Source organism: Streptomyces sp. NPDC126510, from assembly GCF_040302345.1.
In the GTDB taxonomy this organism is placed as follows: Bacteria; Actinomycetota; Actinomycetes; order Streptomycetales; family Streptomycetaceae; genus Streptomyces.
Window position 1 is genome coordinate 126,379 of sequence record NZ_JBEORR010000017.1, and the last position, 18,205, is coordinate 144,583.

Annotated in this window: 18 protein-coding genes; 11 read left to right on the plus strand and 7 right to left on the minus strand. The window is 73.4% G+C overall.

Annotated elements, in window-relative coordinates; translation table 11 throughout:
• Positions 1-132: 132 nt before the first annotated feature.
• On the minus strand, positions 133-906 hold the full coding sequence (locus tag ABTX60_RS24400) for an MHYT domain-containing protein (RefSeq protein WP_352099128.1): 774 nt from the start codon (positions 904-906) through the stop codon (positions 133-135).
• Positions 907-1,058: 152 nt separating this feature from the next.
• Between ABTX60_RS24400 and ABTX60_RS24405 the strand changes: the two genes are divergently transcribed.
• Positions 1,059-1,658 carry a class I SAM-dependent methyltransferase gene (locus tag ABTX60_RS24405; protein WP_352099129.1) on the plus strand — a complete coding sequence of 200 codons (600 nt, stop codon included), beginning with the start codon at positions 1,059-1,061 and terminating at the stop codon, positions 1,656-1,658.
• Between the two features lie 89 nt (positions 1,659-1,747).
• Here ABTX60_RS24405 and ABTX60_RS24410 read toward each other — a convergent pair whose 3' ends face one another.
• Positions 1,748-2,647, minus strand: coding sequence for an oxygenase MpaB family protein (locus ABTX60_RS24410; protein WP_352099175.1), 900 nt, complete (start codon positions 2,645-2,647; stop codon positions 1,748-1,750).
• A 97-nt stretch (positions 2,648-2,744) separates the two neighbouring features.
• On the opposite strand from ABTX60_RS24410, the gene ABTX60_RS24415 reads away from it, so the two are divergent.
• Both ABTX60_RS24415 and ABTX60_RS24420 read left to right on the plus strand, forming a co-directional pair.
• Positions 2,745-3,041 (plus strand): hypothetical protein, encoded by a 297-nt coding sequence (locus tag ABTX60_RS24415; protein ID WP_352099130.1) that lies wholly within the window; start codon positions 2,745-2,747, stop codon positions 3,039-3,041.
• A 135-nt stretch (positions 3,042-3,176) separates the two neighbouring features.
• Positions 3,177-4,046, plus strand: a complete 870-nt coding sequence (locus tag ABTX60_RS24420; RefSeq protein ID WP_352099131.1) for a hypothetical protein — start codon at positions 3,177-3,179, stop codon at positions 4,044-4,046.
• Positions 4,047-4,101: 55 nt separating this feature from the next.
• Here ABTX60_RS24420 and ABTX60_RS24425 read toward each other — a convergent pair whose 3' ends face one another.
• Positions 4,102-4,284, minus strand: coding sequence for a tail-anchor membrane protein (locus ABTX60_RS24425; protein ID WP_114250647.1), 183 nt, complete (start codon positions 4,282-4,284; stop codon positions 4,102-4,104).
• Between the two features lie 290 nt (positions 4,285-4,574).
• Between ABTX60_RS24425 and ABTX60_RS24430 the strand changes: the two genes are divergently transcribed.
• Complete coding sequence (locus ABTX60_RS24430; RefSeq protein ID WP_502992379.1) at positions 4,575-7,385, plus strand: SCO1167/SCO6262 family helicase; 2,811 nt, start codon at positions 4,575-4,577, stop codon at positions 7,383-7,385.
• On the plus strand, positions 7,382-8,680 hold the full coding sequence (locus ABTX60_RS24435; RefSeq protein ID WP_352099132.1) for an SWIM zinc finger family protein: 1,299 nt from the start codon (positions 7,382-7,384) through the stop codon (positions 8,678-8,680). Before ABTX60_RS24430 ends, ABTX60_RS24435 begins: the two co-directional genes overlap by 4 nt.
• Here ABTX60_RS24435 and ABTX60_RS24440 read toward each other — a convergent pair.
• The gene (locus ABTX60_RS24440; RefSeq protein ID WP_352099133.1) at positions 8,669-9,019 is read right to left on the minus strand and encodes a hypothetical protein; all 351 of its coding nucleotides are present in this window, start codon (positions 9,017-9,019) and stop codon (positions 8,669-8,671) included. The two genes, ABTX60_RS24435 and ABTX60_RS24440, sit on opposite strands and share 12 nt — an antisense overlap.
• A 149-nt stretch (positions 9,020-9,168) precedes the next feature.
• A complete protein-coding gene (gene xylA, locus ABTX60_RS24445) occupies positions 9,169-10,335 on the minus strand; it encodes a xylose isomerase (RefSeq protein WP_352099134.1) in 1,167 nt (388 codons plus the stop codon).
• 130 nt (positions 10,336-10,465) lie between these two features.
• Between xylA and xylB the strand changes: the two genes are divergently transcribed.
• The 6 genes from xylB (at position 10,466) to ABTX60_RS24475 (ending at position 17,015) form a co-directional block, all read left to right on the plus strand.
• Positions 10,466-11,911 (plus strand): xylulokinase, encoded by a 1,446-nt coding sequence (gene xylB / locus ABTX60_RS24450; protein ID WP_352099135.1) that lies wholly within the window; start codon positions 10,466-10,468, stop codon positions 11,909-11,911.
• A gap of 15 nt (positions 11,912-11,926) precedes the next feature.
• Complete coding sequence (locus ABTX60_RS24455; protein WP_352099136.1) at positions 11,927-13,135, plus strand: ROK family protein; 1,209 nt, start codon at positions 11,927-11,929, stop codon at positions 13,133-13,135.
• A gap of 226 nt (positions 13,136-13,361) precedes the next feature.
• Positions 13,362-13,961 (plus strand): N-acetylmuramoyl-L-alanine amidase, encoded by a 600-nt coding sequence (locus tag ABTX60_RS24460; RefSeq protein ID WP_352099137.1) that lies wholly within the window; start codon positions 13,362-13,364, stop codon positions 13,959-13,961.
• Positions 13,962-14,080: 119 nt separating this feature from the next.
• Positions 14,081-14,479, plus strand: a complete 399-nt coding sequence (locus tag ABTX60_RS24465; protein ID WP_352099138.1) for a luciferase domain-containing protein — start codon at positions 14,081-14,083, stop codon at positions 14,477-14,479.
• A gap of 3 nt (positions 14,480-14,482) precedes the next feature.
• Positions 14,483-15,655 (plus strand): bifunctional class I SAM-dependent methyltransferase/NUDIX hydrolase, encoded by a 1,173-nt coding sequence (locus tag ABTX60_RS24470; RefSeq protein ID WP_352099139.1) that lies wholly within the window; start codon positions 14,483-14,485, stop codon positions 15,653-15,655.
• A gap of 124 nt (positions 15,656-15,779) precedes the next feature.
• A complete protein-coding gene (locus ABTX60_RS24475; protein ID WP_502992380.1) occupies positions 15,780-17,015 on the plus strand; it encodes a phosphodiester glycosidase family protein in 1,236 nt (411 codons plus the stop codon).
• Between the two features lie 2 nt (positions 17,016-17,017).
• Here ABTX60_RS24475 and ABTX60_RS24480 read toward each other — a convergent pair whose 3' ends face one another.
• Positions 17,018-17,212, minus strand: coding sequence for a hypothetical protein (locus ABTX60_RS24480; RefSeq protein ID WP_104782004.1), 195 nt, complete (start codon positions 17,210-17,212; stop codon positions 17,018-17,020).
• A 122-nt stretch (positions 17,213-17,334) separates the two neighbouring features.
• A complete protein-coding gene (locus tag ABTX60_RS24485) occupies positions 17,335-18,198 on the minus strand; it encodes a phosphatidylinositol-specific phospholipase C/glycerophosphodiester phosphodiesterase family protein (protein WP_352099140.1) in 864 nt (287 codons plus the stop codon).
• Positions 18,199-18,205: the final 7 nt, after the last annotated feature.

Consider the following 18,205-nt stretch of genomic DNA (forward strand, 5'->3'; position numbering starts at 1 on the left):
ATGCCGTGGGTGCGCCACCGCCACCCGGTCCGTTGAGACGGCCCCTCCTTGTCCGCCGGGCGCGCTCGCCGCGAGGCGAGCCCTGTCCCCCGGGCCTCGGCAGCGGTCCGCGGTCTCGGGCGTGCCTAGTGGCTAGGGGGCGGCACCCTGGACCGGGCGCTGAGCCGAGGCGGACGCGGCGCGCTCCCCCGCCGTCGGCGACAGCGCGACGAAGGCCGACGTCAGGAAGAGGTAGGAGCCGAGGCCGACGGCGAGGGGGAAGATGAACTGCATCGCCGAGGCCCCGGGCAGCGCCTCCCCGGAGGGCGTGACGCGCACGCCCACCGCGAACATCCCGGTGTAGTGCATGCTGCTGACGGCGGCGCCCATGATCAGGGAGGCGATGGTGACCGCCACGGGCGACTTGATGTTGAGGGCCGCCCACAGGGCCGCCGTGGCGGCGACGACGGCGATCAGCACGGAGAGTGCGACGAGCAGCGGGTCGTAGCTCACGTCGCCGTGCAGCCGGACGGCCGCCATGCCCAGGTAGTGCATGCTCGCGACGCCGAGGCCCGTGGTGAGCCCGCCGACGAGCAGGGCGCGGCCGCGGTCCTTGCTGTAGCCGACGGCGAAGACGCCTGCGCAGACCACGACCATGGCGACGAGCAGGCTCAGCAGCGTGAGCGGCACGTCGTAGCGGATGTCGGTGCCGGTGACGCCGAAACCGAGCATGGCCACGAAGTGCATGGTCCAGATGCCGGTGCCGATCGCCGAGGCGGCGGTGAGGAGCCAGTTGCGGCGCGAACGCCCGGTGGTGGCGAGCGCGCGGACGGTGCAGCGCAGACCGAGCGCGGCGCCTATGCAGGCCATCACGTACGACAGTGCGGGGGTCAGCCACCCCAGGGCTGCGTGGTCCAGGTGTCCCATGGCCCAGGGACGCTAGACCCGGCACAGGCGCACGAAGGGGGCGCATTTCGAAAGGTGTTGGAATATGACCCAAGGCTGCACCGGAACGACCGGGTCACGCTCGAACGTGTGCGCTGAGGCGTCATCCGTGCCGGTGAGGAATCATGCGGTGCATGAGCGACGAGCAGACGCGTGTCCAGGAGTTCTTCACCGCCCGCGCCGCCGGCTGGGACAGCCGTTTCCCCGACGACGGTCCGGCCTACGCGGCCGCGGTCGCCGAGCTCGGACTGCGTACGGGCGACCGGGTGCTGGACGCGGGGTGCGGCACCGGACGCGCCCTGCCGCCGCTGCGAGCCGCCGTGGGGCCCTCGGGAGTGGTCCTCGGGGCCGATCTCACGCCGGCCATGCTGCGGGAGGCCGTGCGGGCCGGGCGGGACCGTGACGGGCAGTTGCTGCTCACGGACGTCGCCGCGCTGCCCCTGCGCTCGCGGTCGCTGGACGCCGTGTTCGGGGCGGGCCTCGTCTCGCACCTCGGCAGTCCCGCCGAGGACCTGCGGGAGCTGGCACGCGTGGTGCGCCCCGGTGGGGTGCTGGCGCTGTTCCACCCGATCGGCAGGGCGGCTCTCGCGGCACGCCACGGCCGCCCGCTCACCCCGGACGATCTGCGCGCCGAGCCCAACCTCCGCCCGCTGCTCGCCGGTTCGGGCTGGCGCATGACGTCGTATGTCGACGAAGACTCTCGTTTCCTGGCGCTCGCCGTCCGCGAGGACTGAGCCACCGCGTCGCAGTGCCCGGGCGCCCGGCGCCGGCTCACCCCCGCGCGGGCATCCGGCGCCGTCACGTCGCGTTGCGCCCCGCTGCGTCACCCCGCCTCTGCCTCCGGCGCCGCGTGCCGCACGGGGCAGCCCCGGATGCCCGGGACCGGGCGGGTGCCCAGGTCGGCGACTTGGTAGCCGTACGGGTAGCCCTTGATCTCCCGATTCTGGCGGGCGAAGTGCGGGGTGCGCCGGGGCGGCAGCAGCCGGACGGCACGACCCCGGAGCCGGACCGCGCGCCGCACCCACGCGCGCGTGGTGGCGCTGGGCGGGGTGTAGCGGAAGGCGTGCAGCAGCGAGTCGTCGAGCAGCGCGAGGGTCGTGGTACGCAGCAGGGGCGCGAGGGGCCCGGGGTACCAGGAGGCCATCAGGTCGAGTGTGGCGTCCGAGACCCGCCGGGCGTCCTCGTCCCAGGCGAAACGGGCGGCCTCGTAGGAGTCGAGGCAGCTTTCGAACTCCTCGTAGGTCTCGGGAATGTTCTTGATTCCCATGTGCCGGCCCAGGGTGCGGTAGTGGACCACACTGGCGACGATCTCGTGGCGTGACATCCTGCGCCAGCCGTAGGCGTCGATCCACCGCTTGGGCATCACGACGAAGGTGCAGAGCACGTACCGCATGTCGTCGTCGCTGATGTCGTAGCTGCGGTGCATCTGGTTGATGCGGCGGATCGCGGTCCTGCCCTGCTCACTGCCGAAACCGTGCTCGACGATGGTGTCCAGCAGCAGCGAGGTGTCGTCGTAGCGCTTCTGAGCCCGGTCCGTGAGCTCCGCCGTACGCGCGAGCAGCCTGCCGATGCCGGGGACGGCGTACGTGCGGTACAGGGCCAGCTCCAAGGCGCGTGTGAAGTCCCAGGGGAACTCGTACGCCACGCTGAGCCGGTAGATCTCCGTGGCCTCCTCGTACGGGTCCATCCGCCGGATCTGTTCGAGCCGTGAGAAGCGCTTCACTGTGCCGTCCCCCTTCTGCCACAGGTTCTGCAACTTTACTTTGGTCACCGGGAGACGAACGACCGGGCAGGGCAGAGGCAGGGGGAAGGTGGTCAGCATGTGGGGCAAATTCCGCAGAGCCGGGGGAAGGGTCGCCGATGCCGTGCGCACGGAGCCGAAAGCCGGTGGGGACAAGCGTCCCCACAATCTCTTCGAGGCGGCGGCCACCTATGTGACGGCCTCGGCGGAGAACGACCCGGAGCGGGCCGACGAAGCGGCCGGCTGGGTATCGCCGGAGGCGCTGTCGTTCGGCGTGAACGAGCTGGCCTGCCGGGCCGTCGTCGCGCTGGCCCGTGAGCGCGGTCGGTCGCCGGAGACCGTGGCCCGCGAGTTGCTGGGGCTGCCGGGGACGTGATGTGCACGTCCCGGACGGCCGATTCGCCCCGTCCGCCGGAAAACTGCAGCTCCGGGTGCGCCTGCGAGGCCGTGACAAGGGGCTTGCGGGCGCATTAGGGTGCGCGCCGGTGGACGAACCGATGGGGAGGCTGGGATGGCCGGGACGGACGAGGAAGCCGTCGCCGCCGCGGACGATGCGCTCTATGTGCTCACGGCGGTGCTGCTGACGCCGGCGAAGTTCCCGAGCGTGCTGGGCGACGACTATCCCGAGGCATGCGCGGCACTCGGCCTCGCGCCCCTCGCCGACGGGTACGGCCTGGTGCTCGGCCAGGACGGCGAGGGCGCCCGGTGGACGGTGGCCATCGACGACGTCTCGCTGGTGGCCGTCGCGATCGCGTCGTGGGACTGCGGCATGGAGTACGAGTTGTCGCCCGACGAGCGCACGGTCGTCGCGGCACTGCCCGGGTGGCCTCTCGCGGTCGCCGTCGCGGCCCCCGGGGTGCCCGCGCCGCACGATCCGGGCCCGGAGGCCGACGACCGGCCCCCGCTGACCCCGCCGGACACCGGCGTCTGGGGCCCCGCCCAGCGGCGTCTGGGCGCGGACGAGATCGCACTGCAGTGGGCCACATGGCGGGAGCAGGTCGACGACGGGGAGTTCCCGGCGCCGGGGTCGTCCGAGGCCACTGAGGCCCCGGGGGACGGGGGCAGCGCGACCGACGGTCCGGACGGGCCCGGGGCGAACACGCACCAGGGTGGCCACAGCGGCATCCGGCGCGTGCTCGCGGAGGCCCGCACCTACATCGACTCGCCGCCGCCCCTGGGCCGGGTCCGGTCCTCCTTCGCGCCGGGCGACGCCCGGACCCTGCGGGCCGACGGTCCGGGCTGGTCGCTCGTGGCGAGGACCGACGACATCGCGTTCGTGCTGCTCGACGACGAGCCCGGCGAGGTCCTGCCGGTGGGCAGGGGGCCGGAACTGCCCAGTCTCCTGGAGGCCCTGGACAAGATGGCCGTACGGCCGAACTGAGCCGGTGCGGCCGGGCCCCTCGCGGTGCCCGGCCGGACCGTGCGGAGCCGGGGCCTCAGCGGCCGAGTTCCTTGCGGGTGGCGCGGCGCAGCCTGCGCCGCTGCGACGGGTCGAGCGTGAGGTACGCGGCGGCCGGGACTCCCAGGATGATCAGGAGCGCTGCCCACCAGGGCAGCCAGATCAGCAGGATGAGCCCGACCGCCACACCGCCCGCGGCGATCTTGGCGTTCTTCGACATGACTGTCGCCTCCTTCGCGGCCGCTGCCGCTCTCTGTCTCGAAAACGGACCCGCCTCCACGGCGGTTCCGGACCGCGACCCTGAGACATCCCTGAGGTGCGACCCCGACGCACCCCTGAGACCTCCATGGTGACCCAGCTCACAGCACAGCCATACCCGTGTGCGCCGAAAGTGTTGTACTCTCGGCGACTCCGCTCCCACTAGTCAAATTTGAGGACTACGTCATAGCCGAGCACCGGAATCACCCGGCACCCTCGCCCGACCACTCCGAACTGGCCTTCTGCCGCTCCGTGTTCCTGCCCGGCGATCCCGCGCGCACCGGCAGCGTCGCCTTCTGGCGGCCCGACGGCGCTCCCCTTCCGGTGCCGGTGTCCGCGTCCGTCACGGAGCTGACGGTCGCCGTGCCTCACGACGGTGGGGTCGGGCAAACGAGCCTGCCCGCCGTCCTGGTGCCGGTGCGCACGGCCTTGCCGGTCCTCACGCGCGCGCGTGCCGACGGGCAAGGGCACCGGTCCACCGTCTTCTGGGGCGCGGCGGCCCTGCACGCCCTGCACCTCGTCGCCCGCGGGCTGCTGTTGCCCGGGCTGTCCGCGGGCGACCACGACGCCTGGCGCACGGGTCCCCTGCGGGCCCAGGACATCGAGGCCGTGCGCCGCCTCGCCGCCGCGATGCCCCCCGAGGCGCACGCCGTGCCTCTCGACGGCACCCGGCCACTGCGGCTGCCCCACCCGGAGCAGCTCCTGCGCGCCTTCCTCGACGCGGTCACCGACACCCTGCCCCGCTCCCCCGCCGCACCACTGGTGACGGGCGGCCCCGCCTACGCCTCGCGGGAACCGGTGCGGTTGCCCGAGCAGCGCGCCTGGGCCGCCGACATCGCCGCGGGCCACGACGCGGGCGTCCGCTTGTCGCTGCGGATCGAGGCGGACGGGCTGACCGACTCGGCGGACGACGGCGCGGGCGTGACGTTCCGGGCCGTGCCGCAGGTGCACAGCGTCAGTGATCCGGCGCTGGTCGCGGACGCCGCGGACGTCTGGGCCGGGGCCCCGGCCGAGGCCTTCGGCCCGCGCGCCCGAATGGACGCGCTGCTCGCCCTGCGCCGTGCGGCCCGGGCCTGGGCCCCGCTCACACCCCTGTTGTCGGCGGCCGTGCCGGACGCGGCCGAGCTCGCCGACGAGGAGGTCACCGAGCTTCTCGGGGCCGGCGCCCGGGCGCTGAGCGCGGCCGGGATCGACGTGCACTGGCCGAAGGGACTGTCGCGTGAGCTCAGCACGCGCGCGGAGGTGGGGCCCTTCGACGGCGAGAACGACGGCGAGCCGGAGTCCGGCGCGTCCCTCGCCACCATGCCGTCGTTCCTGTCGGCCGACGCACTGCTCGCCTTCACCTGGTCCTTCGCCCTGGGTGACAGGCGACTGGACCGGGAGGAACTGGACCGTCTGGCCGAGGCGAAGCGGCCGGTGGTGCGGCTGCGCGACCAGTGGGTCCTGATCGACCCTCAGGAGGCGCGCCTGGCCGGCTCCCGGCAGGACCGCCGGGTGGCGCCGGTGGACGCCCTGGGCGCGGCCCTGACGGGCTGGGCCGAGGTGGAGGGCCGCCGGGTCGAGGTGCGTCCCACCGGCTGGCTGGCGGAGCTGCGGGAGCGGCTGGCGAGCCTCGAGGGGCAGCAGCCCGTGGAGCAGCCCGCCGCGCTCGCCGCCACCCTGCGGGACTACCAGCGGCGGGGCCTGAACTGGCTCGCGAGTATGACGTCGCTCGGCTTGGGCTGCTGTCTCGCCGACGACATGGGACTCGGCAAGACGATCACGCTGATCGCCCTCCACCTGCACCGCCAGTCCGACGCACGGTCCGCCGGGCCCACCCTGGTGGTCTGCCCGACCTCCCTGATGGGCAACTGGCAGCGGGAGATCGAACGGTTCGCCCCCGGCACGCCGGTGCGGCGCTTCCACGGGGCGCGGCGCGGTCTGGACGACCTGGCCGACGGGGAGTTCGTGCTCACGACGTACGGCACGATGCGCCTGGACGCGTCCCGGCTCGCCGGAGTGCCGTGGGGCCTGCTCGTGGCGGACGAGGCCCAGCACGTGAAGAACCCGTTCTCCTCGACCGCGCGCGAACTGCGTTCCATCGGCGCACGCGCGCGTGTGGCGCTCACCGGCACCCCGGTGGAGAACAACCTCTCCGAGCTGTGGGCGATCCTCGACTGGACGACTCCGGGGCTGCTGGGCCGGCTCGGAGCGTTCCGCCGACGGTACGCGGAGGCCGTGGAGGGCGGCCAGGACCCGGCCGCAGCCGACCGGCTGGCCCGGCTCGTTCGGCCGTTCCTGCTGCGTCGCCGCAAGTCGGACCCGGGGATCGCGCCCGAACTGCCCCCGAAGACCGAGACCGATCGCGCCGTGTCGCTCACCCAGGAGCAGGTGGCCCTGTACGAAGCGGTGGTGCGCGAGGCGCTCGCGGAGATCTCCGGCGCCGGCAGCATGGCCAGGCGGGGCCTGATCGTGAAGCTGCTGACCGGGCTCAAGCAGGTCTGCAACCACCCGGCGCAGTACCTCAAGGAGGAGCGCCCTGTGATCGCCGGGCGCTCCGGGAAGCTGGAGTTGCTGGACGAGCTGCTCGACACGATCCTCGCCGAGGAGGCGGGCGTGCTGGTCTTCACCCAGTACGTGCAGATGGCCCGTCTCCTGGAACGGCATCTCGCCGCCCGCGGCACACCCACGCTGTTCCTGCACGGCGGGACACCCGTCGCCGAGCGCGAGGCCATGGTGCGGCGCTTCCAGGACGGCGAGATCCCGGTGTTCCTGCTGTCTCTGAAGGCGGCCGGCACCGGGCTGAACCTCACCCGGGCCGAGCACGTCGTGCACTACGACCGCTGGTGGAACCCGGCCGTCGAGGCCCAGGCCACGGACCGCGCGTACCGCATCGGCCAGACCCGGCCCGTGCAGGTGCACCGGATCATCGCGGAGGGAACGATCGAGGACCGCATCGCCGGCCTGCTGCTGCGCAAGCGGGAGCTGGCGGACGCGGTCCTGGGGGCCGGCGAGGCGGCGCTCACGGAACTGACGGACGCGGAACTGGCGGACCTGGTCGAACTGCGAGGAGGCCTGCGATGACACGGCACGAGGGCGACACGGAACGCACCTTCGCCGCGCTGCCGCCCGCGCACGGACGGGGCTTCGCGCAGACCTGGTGGGGCCAGGCCTGGCTGCGGGCCCTCGAAGGCACGGCGCTGGACTCGGCGCAGCTCAAGACGGGCCGTCGGCTCGCCCGCGCGGGTGCGGTCGGCGCGGTGTCGGTGCGCCCGGGGCGGCTCACGGCCGTCGTCCAGGACCGCGACCGCACGGCCCACCGGGCCGACGTCCTGCTGGAAGAGCTCTCGCCCGGACAGTGGGACCACTTCCTGGACATGGCGGCGGAGCGGGCCGGTCACGTGGCGGCGCTGCTGGACCGGGAGATGCCGCCGCACCTGGTCGAGGACGCCGGGGACGCGGGCGTCGACCTGCTCCCGGGCCTGGGTGATCTGGAGCCGGAGTGCGACTGCGGAGCCTGGGACCACTGCGGGCACACGGCGGCGCTCTGCTACCAGGTGGCACGCCTGCTGGACCAGGACCCGTTCGTGCTGCTGCTGATGCGGGGGCGTGCCGAGGGCGCGTTGCTGGACGGTCTCCACAGGCGCAGCGGTACGCCCGCAGCGCAGGCGTCGGCGCCGGAGGGCGTGGACGCGGCCGAGGCGTACGCGGCCGGCGACATCCTGCCCTCGCTGCCGCCGCTGCCCGGTCTGCCCGGCGAGCCGGGGGCACCGCCGTCCCTCGACACCGAGACGCCGCCTGCCTCCGGCCTCGACCCCGTCGCGCTGGAGTTCCTGGCCGCTCGGACGGCCGTACGGGCCCACGGCATGCTCAGGGAGGCGCTTCGGGGCGGTTTCCCCGTGGAGTCGCCGTCGGCGCAGGACGCGGTACGGCTGGCCGCGGGAGATCCCGGGCGGGATGTGGCCGACCGGCTCGCCGAGGGGTCGGGGCGCGGCCGGGAAGGGCTGGCGACCGCCGTGCGCGCCTGGCGTGACGGCGGGACGGCCGCACTGTCCGTCCTCGACGAGGAGTGGCGCGTGGAGGGCGAGACGCTCGCACGCGCGCGTGCCGCCCTGGACTCTGCCTGGGACACCGGCGAACGGCCGGAACTGCGGGCACGGGGCAACCGGTGGACGGTCGTCGGGGCGCCGGTCCAGCTCCGCCTCGGCCGGGACGGGCGCTGGTGGCCGTATCGCAAGGAAAGCGGCCGCTGGCAGCCCGCGGGAGGCGCCGCCCAGGATCCGGCGACGGCCCTGGCTTCGGTGACGGCCACGGCATCGGAAGAACTCCCGTCGAGAGATGGGAACTTCCGTGGGGAGGAGCAGAGGTCAGGGCAGTAGCTCGCCGGGGTCCAGGGACGGGACGAGCGATTCGACGCCGCTCGGCAGATGGCTCGGCAGCTCGCTCGGCAGGCGGGTCGGGAAGCCGGACGGCAATCTGGTGGGCAGCTCGCTCGGCAGCCTGGTGGGCAGCTCCGTGGGGATACCGAACGACGGGGCGGTCGTGCGGGTCGCGCTCTCGCCGGGCCGCTTCTCGTCAGACGAGTCGCCCCGGCCCGAGGCCATGAGCACCACGAGAGACACGGCTGCCACGGCCACGAGCACGGCGAGCAGGACGAACAGCGGATTCCGGCGCCGGGGAGGCCCGGGCGGGTGGGGTGGTACGGGCGGCAGGGCCATGCCGTCCAGCGTCGCCGCGCATCGCTCATGCCGGGAGGGGCGTACGGAAGCTGATACGGACTCATGGCGCGGATCGCATGATTCCGCGGCATACAGGGCCCATCGGCCGGCCGGCGCGACCGGACGACGGGCCCGCACGCGCGCGTGGCTCAGCCACGCGCCCCCAGCAGGTGATCCATCGCCAGCTGGTCCAGGTGCTCGAACGCCATGCCGCGCGCGGCGGCCGCCTCCACATCGAACGCCTCGAACGCGGACCGGTCGGCGAGCAGCGCCTGAAGGCCGTCCGCGGCGGTGGGCTGGGCCAGCTCGTCCAGACGGGCCGCGCGCAGCGCCTCCTGCACCTCCGGATCGGCACGGAAAGCGGCGGCGCGCTCCTTGAGGACGAGGTAGTTGCGCATGCAGCCGGCCGCCGAGGCCCACACGCCGTCGAGGTCCTCGGTCCGCGGCGGCTTGAAGTCGAAGTGGCGCGGGCCGGCGTAGCCGGCCGACTCCAGCAGGTCGACCAGCCAGAACGCGGCACGCAGGTCGCCGGCGCCGAAGCGCAGGTCTTGGTCGTACTTGATGCCGGACTGGCCGTTGAGGTCGATGTGGAACAGCTTGCCCGCCCACAGTGCCTGCGCGATGCCGTGCGGGAAGTTCAGCCCGGCCATCTGCTCGTGCCCCACCTCGGGGTTCACGCCGTACAGCTCCGGACGCTCCAGGCGCTCGATGAACGCCAGGGCGTGGCCGACGGTCGGCAGCAGGATGTCGCCGCGCGGCTCGTTCGGCTTGGGCTCGATCGCGAAGCGCAGGTCGTAGCCCTGGGAGGTGACGTACTCGCCGAGCAGGTCGAAGGCCTCCTTCATCCGGTCCAGGGCCGCGCGGACGTCCTTGGCGGCACCGGACTCGGCACCCTCACGGCCGCCCCAGGCCACATACACCTGGGCGCCCAGCTCGACGGCGAGGTCGATGTTGCGGATGGTCTTGCGCAGGGCGTAGCGGCGCACGTCGCGGTCGTTGGCGGTGAACGCGCCGTCCTTGAAGACGGGGTGCGTGAAGAGGTTGGTGGTGGCCATCGGGACCTTCATGCCCGTGGCGTCCAGCGCCTGCCGGAAGCGCTTGACGTGGTTCTCGCGCTCGGTGTCGCTCGAGCCGAACGGGATCAGGTCGTCGTCGTGGAAGGTGACGCCGTGGGCGCCCAGCTCGGCCAGGCGCTGCACCGTCTCTACCGGGTCGAGGGCACGCCGCGTGGCGTCGCCGAAGGGATCCCGTCCCTGCCAGCCGACGGTCCACAGTCCGAAGGTGAACCTGTCCTCGGGGGTGGGCTGGAAGCTCATGCCGCGGCTCCTTGCTCGCTGAGGCTATTTCGTCATGCCGATTTACAAATTAGTATGCGGGCACCGCTCTGGGAAGAGACAAGGTGCCTCCGAACGGAGTCACGTGCCGCGCGCAGTAGGGAGAAGCCCGATGTCAGCAGCCGAGGGTCCGCTCGTCGTCGGTGTGGACTCGTCCACCCAGTCCACCAAGGCGCTGGTCGTCGACGCGTCCACCGGCCGGGTGGTCGCGAGCGGCCAGGCGCCGCACACGGTTTCCTCCGGGGCCGGGCGCGAGACCCATCCGCGCCAGTGGTGGGACGCGCTGTGCGACGCCCTGCGCCAGTGCGGGGAGGCGGCGCACGAGGCCGCCGCGGTGTCGGTGGGCGGGCAGCAGCACGGGCTCGTCACACTGGACGGCCGGGGCGAGCCGGTGCGGCCCGCCCTTCTCTGGAACGACGTGCGTTCGGCGCCTCAGGCCCGCCGGCTGACGGAGGAGCTGGGCGGAGCGAAGTTCTGGGCCGAGCGCACCGGAAGCGTCCCCGCGGCCTCCTTCACGGTCACCAAGTGGGCATGGCTGGCGGAACACGAGCCGGAGGCGGTACGCGCCACGAAGGCCGTGCGCCTCCCCCACGACTACCTCACCGAGCGGCTCACGGGGCAGGGCACGACCGACCGGGGCGATGTCTCCGGGACGGGCTGGTGGGCGTCCCGGACGGAGGCGTACGACGAGGAGATCCTGGCGCACGTGGGGCTCGACCCGGCCCTGCTGCCGCGAGTGGCCGGGCCCGGCGAGATCGTGGGCACGGTGCGCGACAGCCATGACCTGCCGTTCTCCAAGGGCACGCTGGTCGCGCCCGGCACCGGCGACAACGCCGCCGCGGCGCTGGGCCTGGGGCTGCGTCCCGGCGTCGCGGTGATGAGCCTCGGCACCTCGGGGACGGTGTACGCGGTGTCGCAGCGGCGGCCCGCCGACCCGAGCGGCACGGTGGCGGGTTTCGCCGACGCCCGCGGCGACTGGCTGCCACTGGCCTGCACCCTGAACTGCACGCTGGCCGTCGACCGCGTGGCGGCGCTTGTGGGTCTGGACCGCGAGGCAGTCGAGCCCGGGACGGCCGTGACGCTCCTGCCCTACCTGGACGGCGAGCGCACCCCGAACCTGCCGAACGCCTCCGGTCTGCTGCACGGCCTGCGTCACGACACGACCGCAGGCCAGCTGCTCCAGGCCGCCTACGACGGTGCCGTGCACTCGCTGCTCGGGGCGCTCGACCTGGTCCTCGACGAGGACGCGGACCCGTCTGAGCCGCTGCTGCTGATCGGCGGCGGCGCCCGGGGCACCGCCTGGCAGCAGACCGTACGGCGGCTGTCGGGGCGTCCCGTGCAGGTGCCCGAGGCCAGGGAACTGGTCGCCCTCGGCGCCGCCGCGCAGGCGGCGGGGCTGCTGACCGGGGAGGACCCGGCGGCGGTCGCGCGCCGCTGGGACACGGCGGCCGGCCCGGTGCTCGACGCCGTCGAGCGGGACCACGAGACGCTGGCCAGGATCGCCGGGGTACTCTCCGACGCGGCTCCGCTGCTTCGGCGGCCCACGGACACCCACTGAGGACTGGCGTCAGGCATGACCGCACCGCTGCACGAGGCCCGTTCCGCCGGGCCGGGACGGGCACTGCCCGACACCCAGCAGGGCATGCGCCGCCGCAACCTCGCCCGGGTCCTGCACACCGTCCGTGCCGAGGGGCCGCTGTCCCGGGCCGCCGTCGCCTCGCGGATCGGCCTGACCCGGGCGGCGGTCTCGACGCTCGTCGACGAGCTCATCCGCTCGGGGCTCGTCGAAGAGCTCGGGCCCGAGCGGCCCGGCCGGGTGGGACGGCCCGGTTCCGCGCTCGCCGTCAGCGCACGCGGTCCGGCCGGCATCGGCGCGGAGGTCGGTGTCGACCATCTCGCGGTCTGTGCCGTCGACCTGCGCGGCACGACCCGGTCACAGGCGATACGGCAGGGAGCGAACCGCGGCCGCTCCCCTCAGCCCGTGCTCGCGGAGCTCACCGACCTGATCCGGCAGGTCGTCGCCGAGGCGGAGGGCGAGGGCCTGTATCCGGCCGGACTCGCCGTGGCCGTGCCGGGTCTGGTGGCGCGCGACGCCCGGACGGTCGTGCGCGCCCCGAACCTCGGCTGGCACGACACGGACCTCGGCCCGCTGCTGCCCGCGGACACCCCGCTGACCGTGGACAACGAGGCCAACTTCGGTGCCCTCGCCGAACTCTGGCTGGGTGAGGGCACCCCTCGTGACTTCCTGCACGTCTCGGCGGAGATCGGGATCGGCGCGGCGGTCGTGGTGGACGGCGGGCTGCTGCGCGGAACGCGTGGGTTCGCGGGCGAGCTGGGGCACGTGCCGGTCCGGCCGGACGGGCCGGAGTGCGCGTGCGGCGGGCGGGGCTGCCTGGAGCAGTACGCCGGTGAGGAGGCCGTGCTGCGTGCGGCCGGTCTGGAACCCGACGAGGACCGGGTCGGGCTGCTCGCGGGGCGCGCCGGCGAGGGAGACGAGGACGTACGCCGCGCTCTGCGCGACGCCGGCACGGCACTGGGCGTGGCCCTGACCGGGGCGGTCAACCTGCTCGATCCGCAGAGCGTGGTCCTGGGCGGAGAACTGTCCGGCCTCGCGCCCTGGCTGCTGCCCTCCCTCCAGGACGAACTCGCGCGCCGGACGGCAGGCCCCGCCTGCCCCGTCTCCGTGTCGCGGCTGGGCCCCCAGGGGCCGCTGCTGGGGGCCGCCCATTCGGTGATCCGGGCGGTGCTGGACGACCCGGCGGCATTCGCCGGTCAGGCCTGAAACGGCGCGTCGCCACCGGTCGCAGGCGGTACCCCTCCTGCCCCGAACCACCCGGCCGTGTGAGGAGTTGTCCACAACGGGGTGCCCGTCCACTGAATCAGTCCGCTCTCTCCGGGCCGGGCGCCGGGCGCCCTAACTTGATCTCGCGGGCGGCGACCGCAAGGGCCGCAGTTCCGCACAGCTGAGCAAGAGACACCCTCCTGTCGAGCCCGGAAGGCACCCACCCATGCCACAGACCACCCTCTTCCCCAGCAGGCGAGGCATCCTCGCCGGCGCCGCCCTCACCGCCCTCCCCTCCGCCCTGCTCTGCGGCACCCGGGCCGACGCCCGGCCACGGCTCGTCGATCACCCCGGAGCGGCGTGGCGACCGGCGAGCCGCAGCAACTACACGCCGTCCAACCGCCCACGGGCCCATCCGCTGCGCTACGTGATCATCCACGTGGCGCAGACGACCTTCTCAGGCACCCTGTCCGTCTTCCGCAGCCCCGGGGAGAAGGTGTCCGCGCACTATGTGGTGCGTTCCTCCGACGGGCGGGTCGCACAGTGCGTGCGCGAGTGCGACATCGCCTGGCACGCGGGCAACTGGGACTACAACACCCGCAGCATCGGCATCGAGCACGAAGGCTGGGTGGACCGGCCGGGTTACTTCACCGACGTCATGTACGAGCGCTCGGCCCGGCTGACCGCGGCGATCTGCCGGAGGTACGGCATCCCGAGGAACCGCGCGCACATCATCGGACACCACGAGGTTCCGGGCAGCGACCACACCGACCCGGGCCGGCACTGGGACTGGAAGCGCTACCTCAGACTCGTCAGGTCGGCCTGAGGGCCAGGCGCGTCAAGTCCGCCCGAAATGCCGGACGTTCTCCGGCCGTCCACCTCACGTCCCGGTTACAAATCGCTCAACCCCTGGTTGCGGACCGGTGAGCAGGCGACGATGGGGCCATGACTCTGGCCCAGCGCGCCATGGAGCGCCTGCAGGCCTGGCCCGACCTCAAGGCGGGCCCGGCGAGTTGCGGTACCGGAAGGGCGCTTCGTTCCGCCCGTGACGAGATCGTCCACTTCCACTCCTCACGGGACGTGGACCTCCACCTCACCCGACGGGCCATACAGCGCTTCCATTACGACCTCGCCGGTTCGAGCGCGATCCACCTGCTGCCCGAGTCGTGCTGGGTCACGGTCCACCTCGACTGCGAGGCCGACGTCGATCTGCTGCTGAGTCTGATGAGCATCGCCCTGAAGGCTCACCAGACCCCGCCGGCCGATGACGACGGACCGCGGCTCGCCGGGTGCAACTTCCACCGGGTCACGGTGCTGCCGCGTGACGCCGTGGCGGGCGGCTGAGCCTTGGGGGGAGAACCGGAGGCGGTCAACGCCGAGGCGTGGGACGCGTACGGAGCACACCATCTGCGTCGGGGCACGGCGCTGCCCGAGGCGGCCCGGATCGACTGGGGGTTCGCGGGCGGCGGGCCCGGGAGCGAAATTCTCGGGGAGCTGACGGGCCGGCGGGTGCTGGATCTCGGCTGCGGTCCGGCCCGGCACGCCGCTCACCTGGCAGGGGCCCACGGGGCGCTGGTCGACGCCGTCGACGCATCGGCCGGGCAGTACGAGCGGGCCCGTGCCCGCTACGGCTCACTGCCCGGGCTGCGGCTGGTCCTCGCCGACGCGGTGGAGCATCTGGTGACGGCCGAGCCGTATGACGTCGTCTACTCCGTCAACGCCGTCCCGTACATCGATCCGCACCGGCTGCTGCCCGCCCTCGCCGGTGCGCTCAAGCCGGGTGGCAGGTTCTGCTTCACGGTGCTGCACACCAACAGCCGGGGTGACGGGCCGTCGGACCGGGTCGCCGCCCGGCCGGAGACCCTGCGGCTGGCGGGTGGTGGTGAGGTCACCGTCCACATGTGGGTGCTCGCCCCGGAGCTCTGGACAGCGCTGCTGACCGAGTACGGGCTGCGTGTGGAGGGGATCGACGTTCTCGACACCCCGGAGGACGGCAACAGCGCCTCCTACCGGCTCTTTCGGGTGACCCGGCCCGTCCGGGTCTCCTCCCGGCCGCGGGCCCCCGAACCGCCGCCCGCGCACGCCGCGATCGGCGTGGGAGCCATCCTGTACGGACCACGCGGGCTGCTTCTGGGCCGGCACCGGCGCGGAACGTGGGAGCTGCCCGGCGGGACGGTGGAGCCCGGGGAGTCGTTGCAGGAGACGGTCGTGCGCGAGCTCGGCGAGGAGACGGGGCTCGCCGCGCGGCCCGAGGACGTCCGGCTGCTCGGGACACTGCTGGACGACGCGGGAGGTGTCGTCCGTATGACCGTGGCCGCCCGGGTCACCACCTGGCGGGGCGAGCCGTCGGACCAGCCCGGGGAGAGCGTGGGCCGCTGGCGGTGGTTCGCCCTGGACCGGCTGCCGGAGGAGCTGTTCGTGTGCAGCGCGCAGGCCCTCACCCTGTGGCGGCCCGGGCTGCCGATCGATCACACGCCGGCGCATGTCACGCCGTTCGACACCGGAACGGGGGACAGCTGAAGCACCCAGAGGGGTGCGTTTTTTCAGCCGTTCCCGCGTAGTGCGCGCTCAGCCACCCTGCCGGGCCGCACCGTCTGGTCCACTGCCGTTGAGGGTCCCGACAGTTGACGAGGCGTCAGGGGGCATGGTGGCAGGTGGTCGCAGGCGACGGGGAGCAGGCAGAACGGTACTGGCGTTTCTCACGGCGTTCGTCGCACTGGCCGGTGCGGGACTGGCGGGGGCGGCTCCGGCCGGCGCCGTCCAGAAGGGCGGACGGGTCGCGCCGGGTGTGACGTACGAGGAGTTCGACATCGACGCGGCGAAGGGAGTGACGCACGCACATGTGCTGAAAGTCGACCTGGGCAACCCGCGGGTACATGTCGATCTGCTCTACCCGGGGGCCGTGGCCGCACGCGCGCGGGTCTCCGCGATGGCGGACACCCAGGGCGCGGTCGCCGGCGTCAACGGCGACTTCTTCAACATCACCGAGGCGCAGCATCCGGGCGTGGAGGCGACCGGCGCGAGTGTGGGTCCCGCGATCGCGGCCGGGCGGACGCTCAAGGCGGCCGTGCCGAAGGGGCAGCGTTTCGGGCCGGAGCTGCCGCCCGGCACGACCACCGAGGACGTCTTCGGCGTCGGCGCCGACGGGCGGGCGCGGCTGGACCGGCTGGCGCTGGCCGGTTCGGTCCGTACGGCCGAGGCACGGCTGCCGCTCGGCGGCCTCAACCAGTACGCGCTGCCGGTGGGGTCGGTCGGAGCCTTCACCTCCGAGTGGGGCAGCGTGTCGCGGGTGCGCGCCACCTGCGGCACGGACACCGACCGCGCCGCGCCGTGCAGCACGGACACCTACGAGGTGACGGTCCGCGACGGCACGGTCGTTTCGGCCGCCGACACTCCGGGCAGCGGCCCGATCGCCGCGGGGACCACCGTGCTGGTCGGCCGGGAGGCGGGCGCCCAGCAGCTGCGCAAGTTCTCCACCGGTGAACCGGTCGAGGTCGAGCACAGCCTCGTGGCGGCGGACGGCGTCGCGTACCGGCTCGCCCTCGGCGGCTACCCGGTGCTCTCGGGCGGGCAGCCGCTGCCGGGGCTCGACGACACGGCCTCGGCCGTCCGGACGGCCGTGGGGATCGCCGACGAAGGACGCCGCGTGCTGCTGCTCGCGCTGGACGGCGCCGCCGACTACCGCAGCGGCCTGACGATCGCCGAAGTCGCCGCCACCATGCGCGACCTGGGCGCACAGGACGCCTTCAGCCTGGACGGCGGCGGATCGTCGACGCTGGTCGCGCGGAAGCCGGGCGCGAGCGCGGTGTCCGTGCGCAACCACCCCAGCGGCGGCGCCGAACGCCTTGTCGCGAACGGCATCGGCGTGTTCTCGGGGTGAGCTCAGGGCCGCAGACCGCTGACGATCTCCGCCGTCGCCGTGATACCGCTGTGGATGGTGGGGGCGATGCTGGTGCTGGCGAGATAGAAGCCGAGCAGCAGGCAGACCAGCGCGTGGGAGACCTTCAGCCCGCCGTTGCGCAGGAAGATCACCGCAAGGATCGCGAGCAGCAGCACCACAGAGATGGAAATGGCCATCGTCAACTCCTCCGCCACGCCGCCACGTCCGGTTCACGGCGTTCGGCCGCAAGTGTGGCCTAGCGAAGGGTTCGTCCGGGCGGCTGACCTGTCCGCCGAACGTGTGGTGTCCTGCTGTCGCTCTAAGCGGCCCGCCGGGCGTCGAGGAACGCCTCGAGGCCGGCGAGGTCGTCGGTGTTGAGGTGGTCGACGCCGGCGGCGAGCAGTTCGGCCCATACCGCGTCGCGGGCGGGTCCGGCCAGGTCCGGGGTGGCCCAGAACCGCACCCGCTGCCCACGCTTGTGGGCGGTCTCGGTGATGCCCCGCAGCTTCTGCCGCTCGGCCTCGGGGAACGGACCCACGCCCTGCCAGGTGAAGTTGAGCGTCCAGTTGTCGCTGATCAGCGGGATGAAGGAGGCGGGAGCCGAGCCGCCGAAGTCGGCGAGACGACCGTCGTAGAAAGCGCGCCGGACGGTCTGGGCCTCCATGGGCGCGCGGGCCGCGCGGTCGCCGGAGATCACGGCGGTGACCGGGCCGCGGTGGACACGGCCGTGGGCGTACGTGGTGAACAGGTGCCGGTGGCGCCGGAGGTGGCGGTCGAGAGCTCGGTACGTCGAGGCGCCCTCGGTCTTGATGTCGATGAGCAGTTGCAGCGACCCGCGGTGTCCGCGGTACACCGAGCCGTGGTGGGCCCGGACGCGGGCCGCGAGCGGGTCGAGGTACAGGGACCGGAGAGTGCGGGACGGGTCGAGGTCCTCCGGGTCGTGGGCGACGAGGAGTTGGTCGCCCACGAGGTGGATGTCGGCCTCGACGCTGCCGAAGCGGTGGTCGAGGGCGTCGAACAGCGGGCGGGGGTGCTCGTAGTCGTTGTGGGCGTGGGCGCGCCACAACGGGCGGGGTCTGTGCGTGCCTTCGTCGGCCGCTGCCGGGGCGGCGGGGAGGGCGATCGAGCCCGCGAGGGCTGCGCCGAGGGTGGTGAGGGCCGTGCGACGGGTGGTGAGGGCCATGCTCCGC

What these genes read in the sequence shown, in the direction of transcription:
- ABTX60_RS24400 (WP_352099128.1), bottom strand. Translation starts at nt 906, where the DNA reads ATGGGACACCTGGACCACGCAGCCCTGGGGTGGCTGACCCCCGCACTG.
- ABTX60_RS24405 (WP_352099129.1), top strand. Translation starts at nt 1,059, where the DNA reads ATGAGCGACGAGCAGACGCGTGTCCAGGAGTTCTTCACCGCCCGCGCC.
- ABTX60_RS24415 (WP_352099130.1), top strand. Translation starts at nt 2,745, where the DNA reads ATGTGGGGCAAATTCCGCAGAGCCGGGGGAAGGGTCGCCGATGCCGTG.
- ABTX60_RS24420 (WP_352099131.1), top strand. Translation starts at nt 3,177, where the DNA reads ATGGCCGGGACGGACGAGGAAGCCGTCGCCGCCGCGGACGATGCGCTC.
- ABTX60_RS24425 (WP_114250647.1), bottom strand. Translation starts at nt 4,284, where the DNA reads ATGTCGAAGAACGCCAAGATCGCCGCGGGCGGTGTGGCGGTCGGGCTC.
- ABTX60_RS24435 (WP_352099132.1), top strand. Translation starts at nt 7,382, where the DNA reads ATGACACGGCACGAGGGCGACACGGAACGCACCTTCGCCGCGCTGCCG.
- ABTX60_RS24440 (WP_352099133.1), bottom strand. Translation starts at nt 9,019, where the DNA reads ATGGCCCTGCCGCCCGTACCACCCCACCCGCCCGGGCCTCCCCGGCGC.
- xylA (WP_352099134.1), bottom strand. Translation starts at nt 10,335, where the DNA reads ATGAGCTTCCAGCCCACCCCCGAGGACAGGTTCACCTTCGGACTGTGG.
- xylB (WP_352099135.1), top strand. Translation starts at nt 10,466, where the DNA reads ATGTCAGCAGCCGAGGGTCCGCTCGTCGTCGGTGTGGACTCGTCCACC.
- ABTX60_RS24455 (WP_352099136.1), top strand. Translation starts at nt 11,927, where the DNA reads ATGACCGCACCGCTGCACGAGGCCCGTTCCGCCGGGCCGGGACGGGCA.
- ABTX60_RS24460 (WP_352099137.1), top strand. Translation starts at nt 13,362, where the DNA reads ATGCCACAGACCACCCTCTTCCCCAGCAGGCGAGGCATCCTCGCCGGC.
- ABTX60_RS24465 (WP_352099138.1), top strand. Translation starts at nt 14,081, where the DNA reads ATGACTCTGGCCCAGCGCGCCATGGAGCGCCTGCAGGCCTGGCCCGAC.
- ABTX60_RS24475 (WP_502992380.1), top strand. Translation starts at nt 15,780, where the DNA reads ATGGTGGCAGGTGGTCGCAGGCGACGGGGAGCAGGCAGAACGGTACTG.
- ABTX60_RS24480 (WP_104782004.1), bottom strand. Translation starts at nt 17,212, where the DNA reads ATGGCCATTTCCATCTCTGTGGTGCTGCTGCTCGCGATCCTTGCGGTG.
- ABTX60_RS24485 (WP_352099140.1), bottom strand. Translation starts at nt 18,198, where the DNA reads ATGGCCCTCACCACCCGTCGCACGGCCCTCACCACCCTCGGCGCAGCC.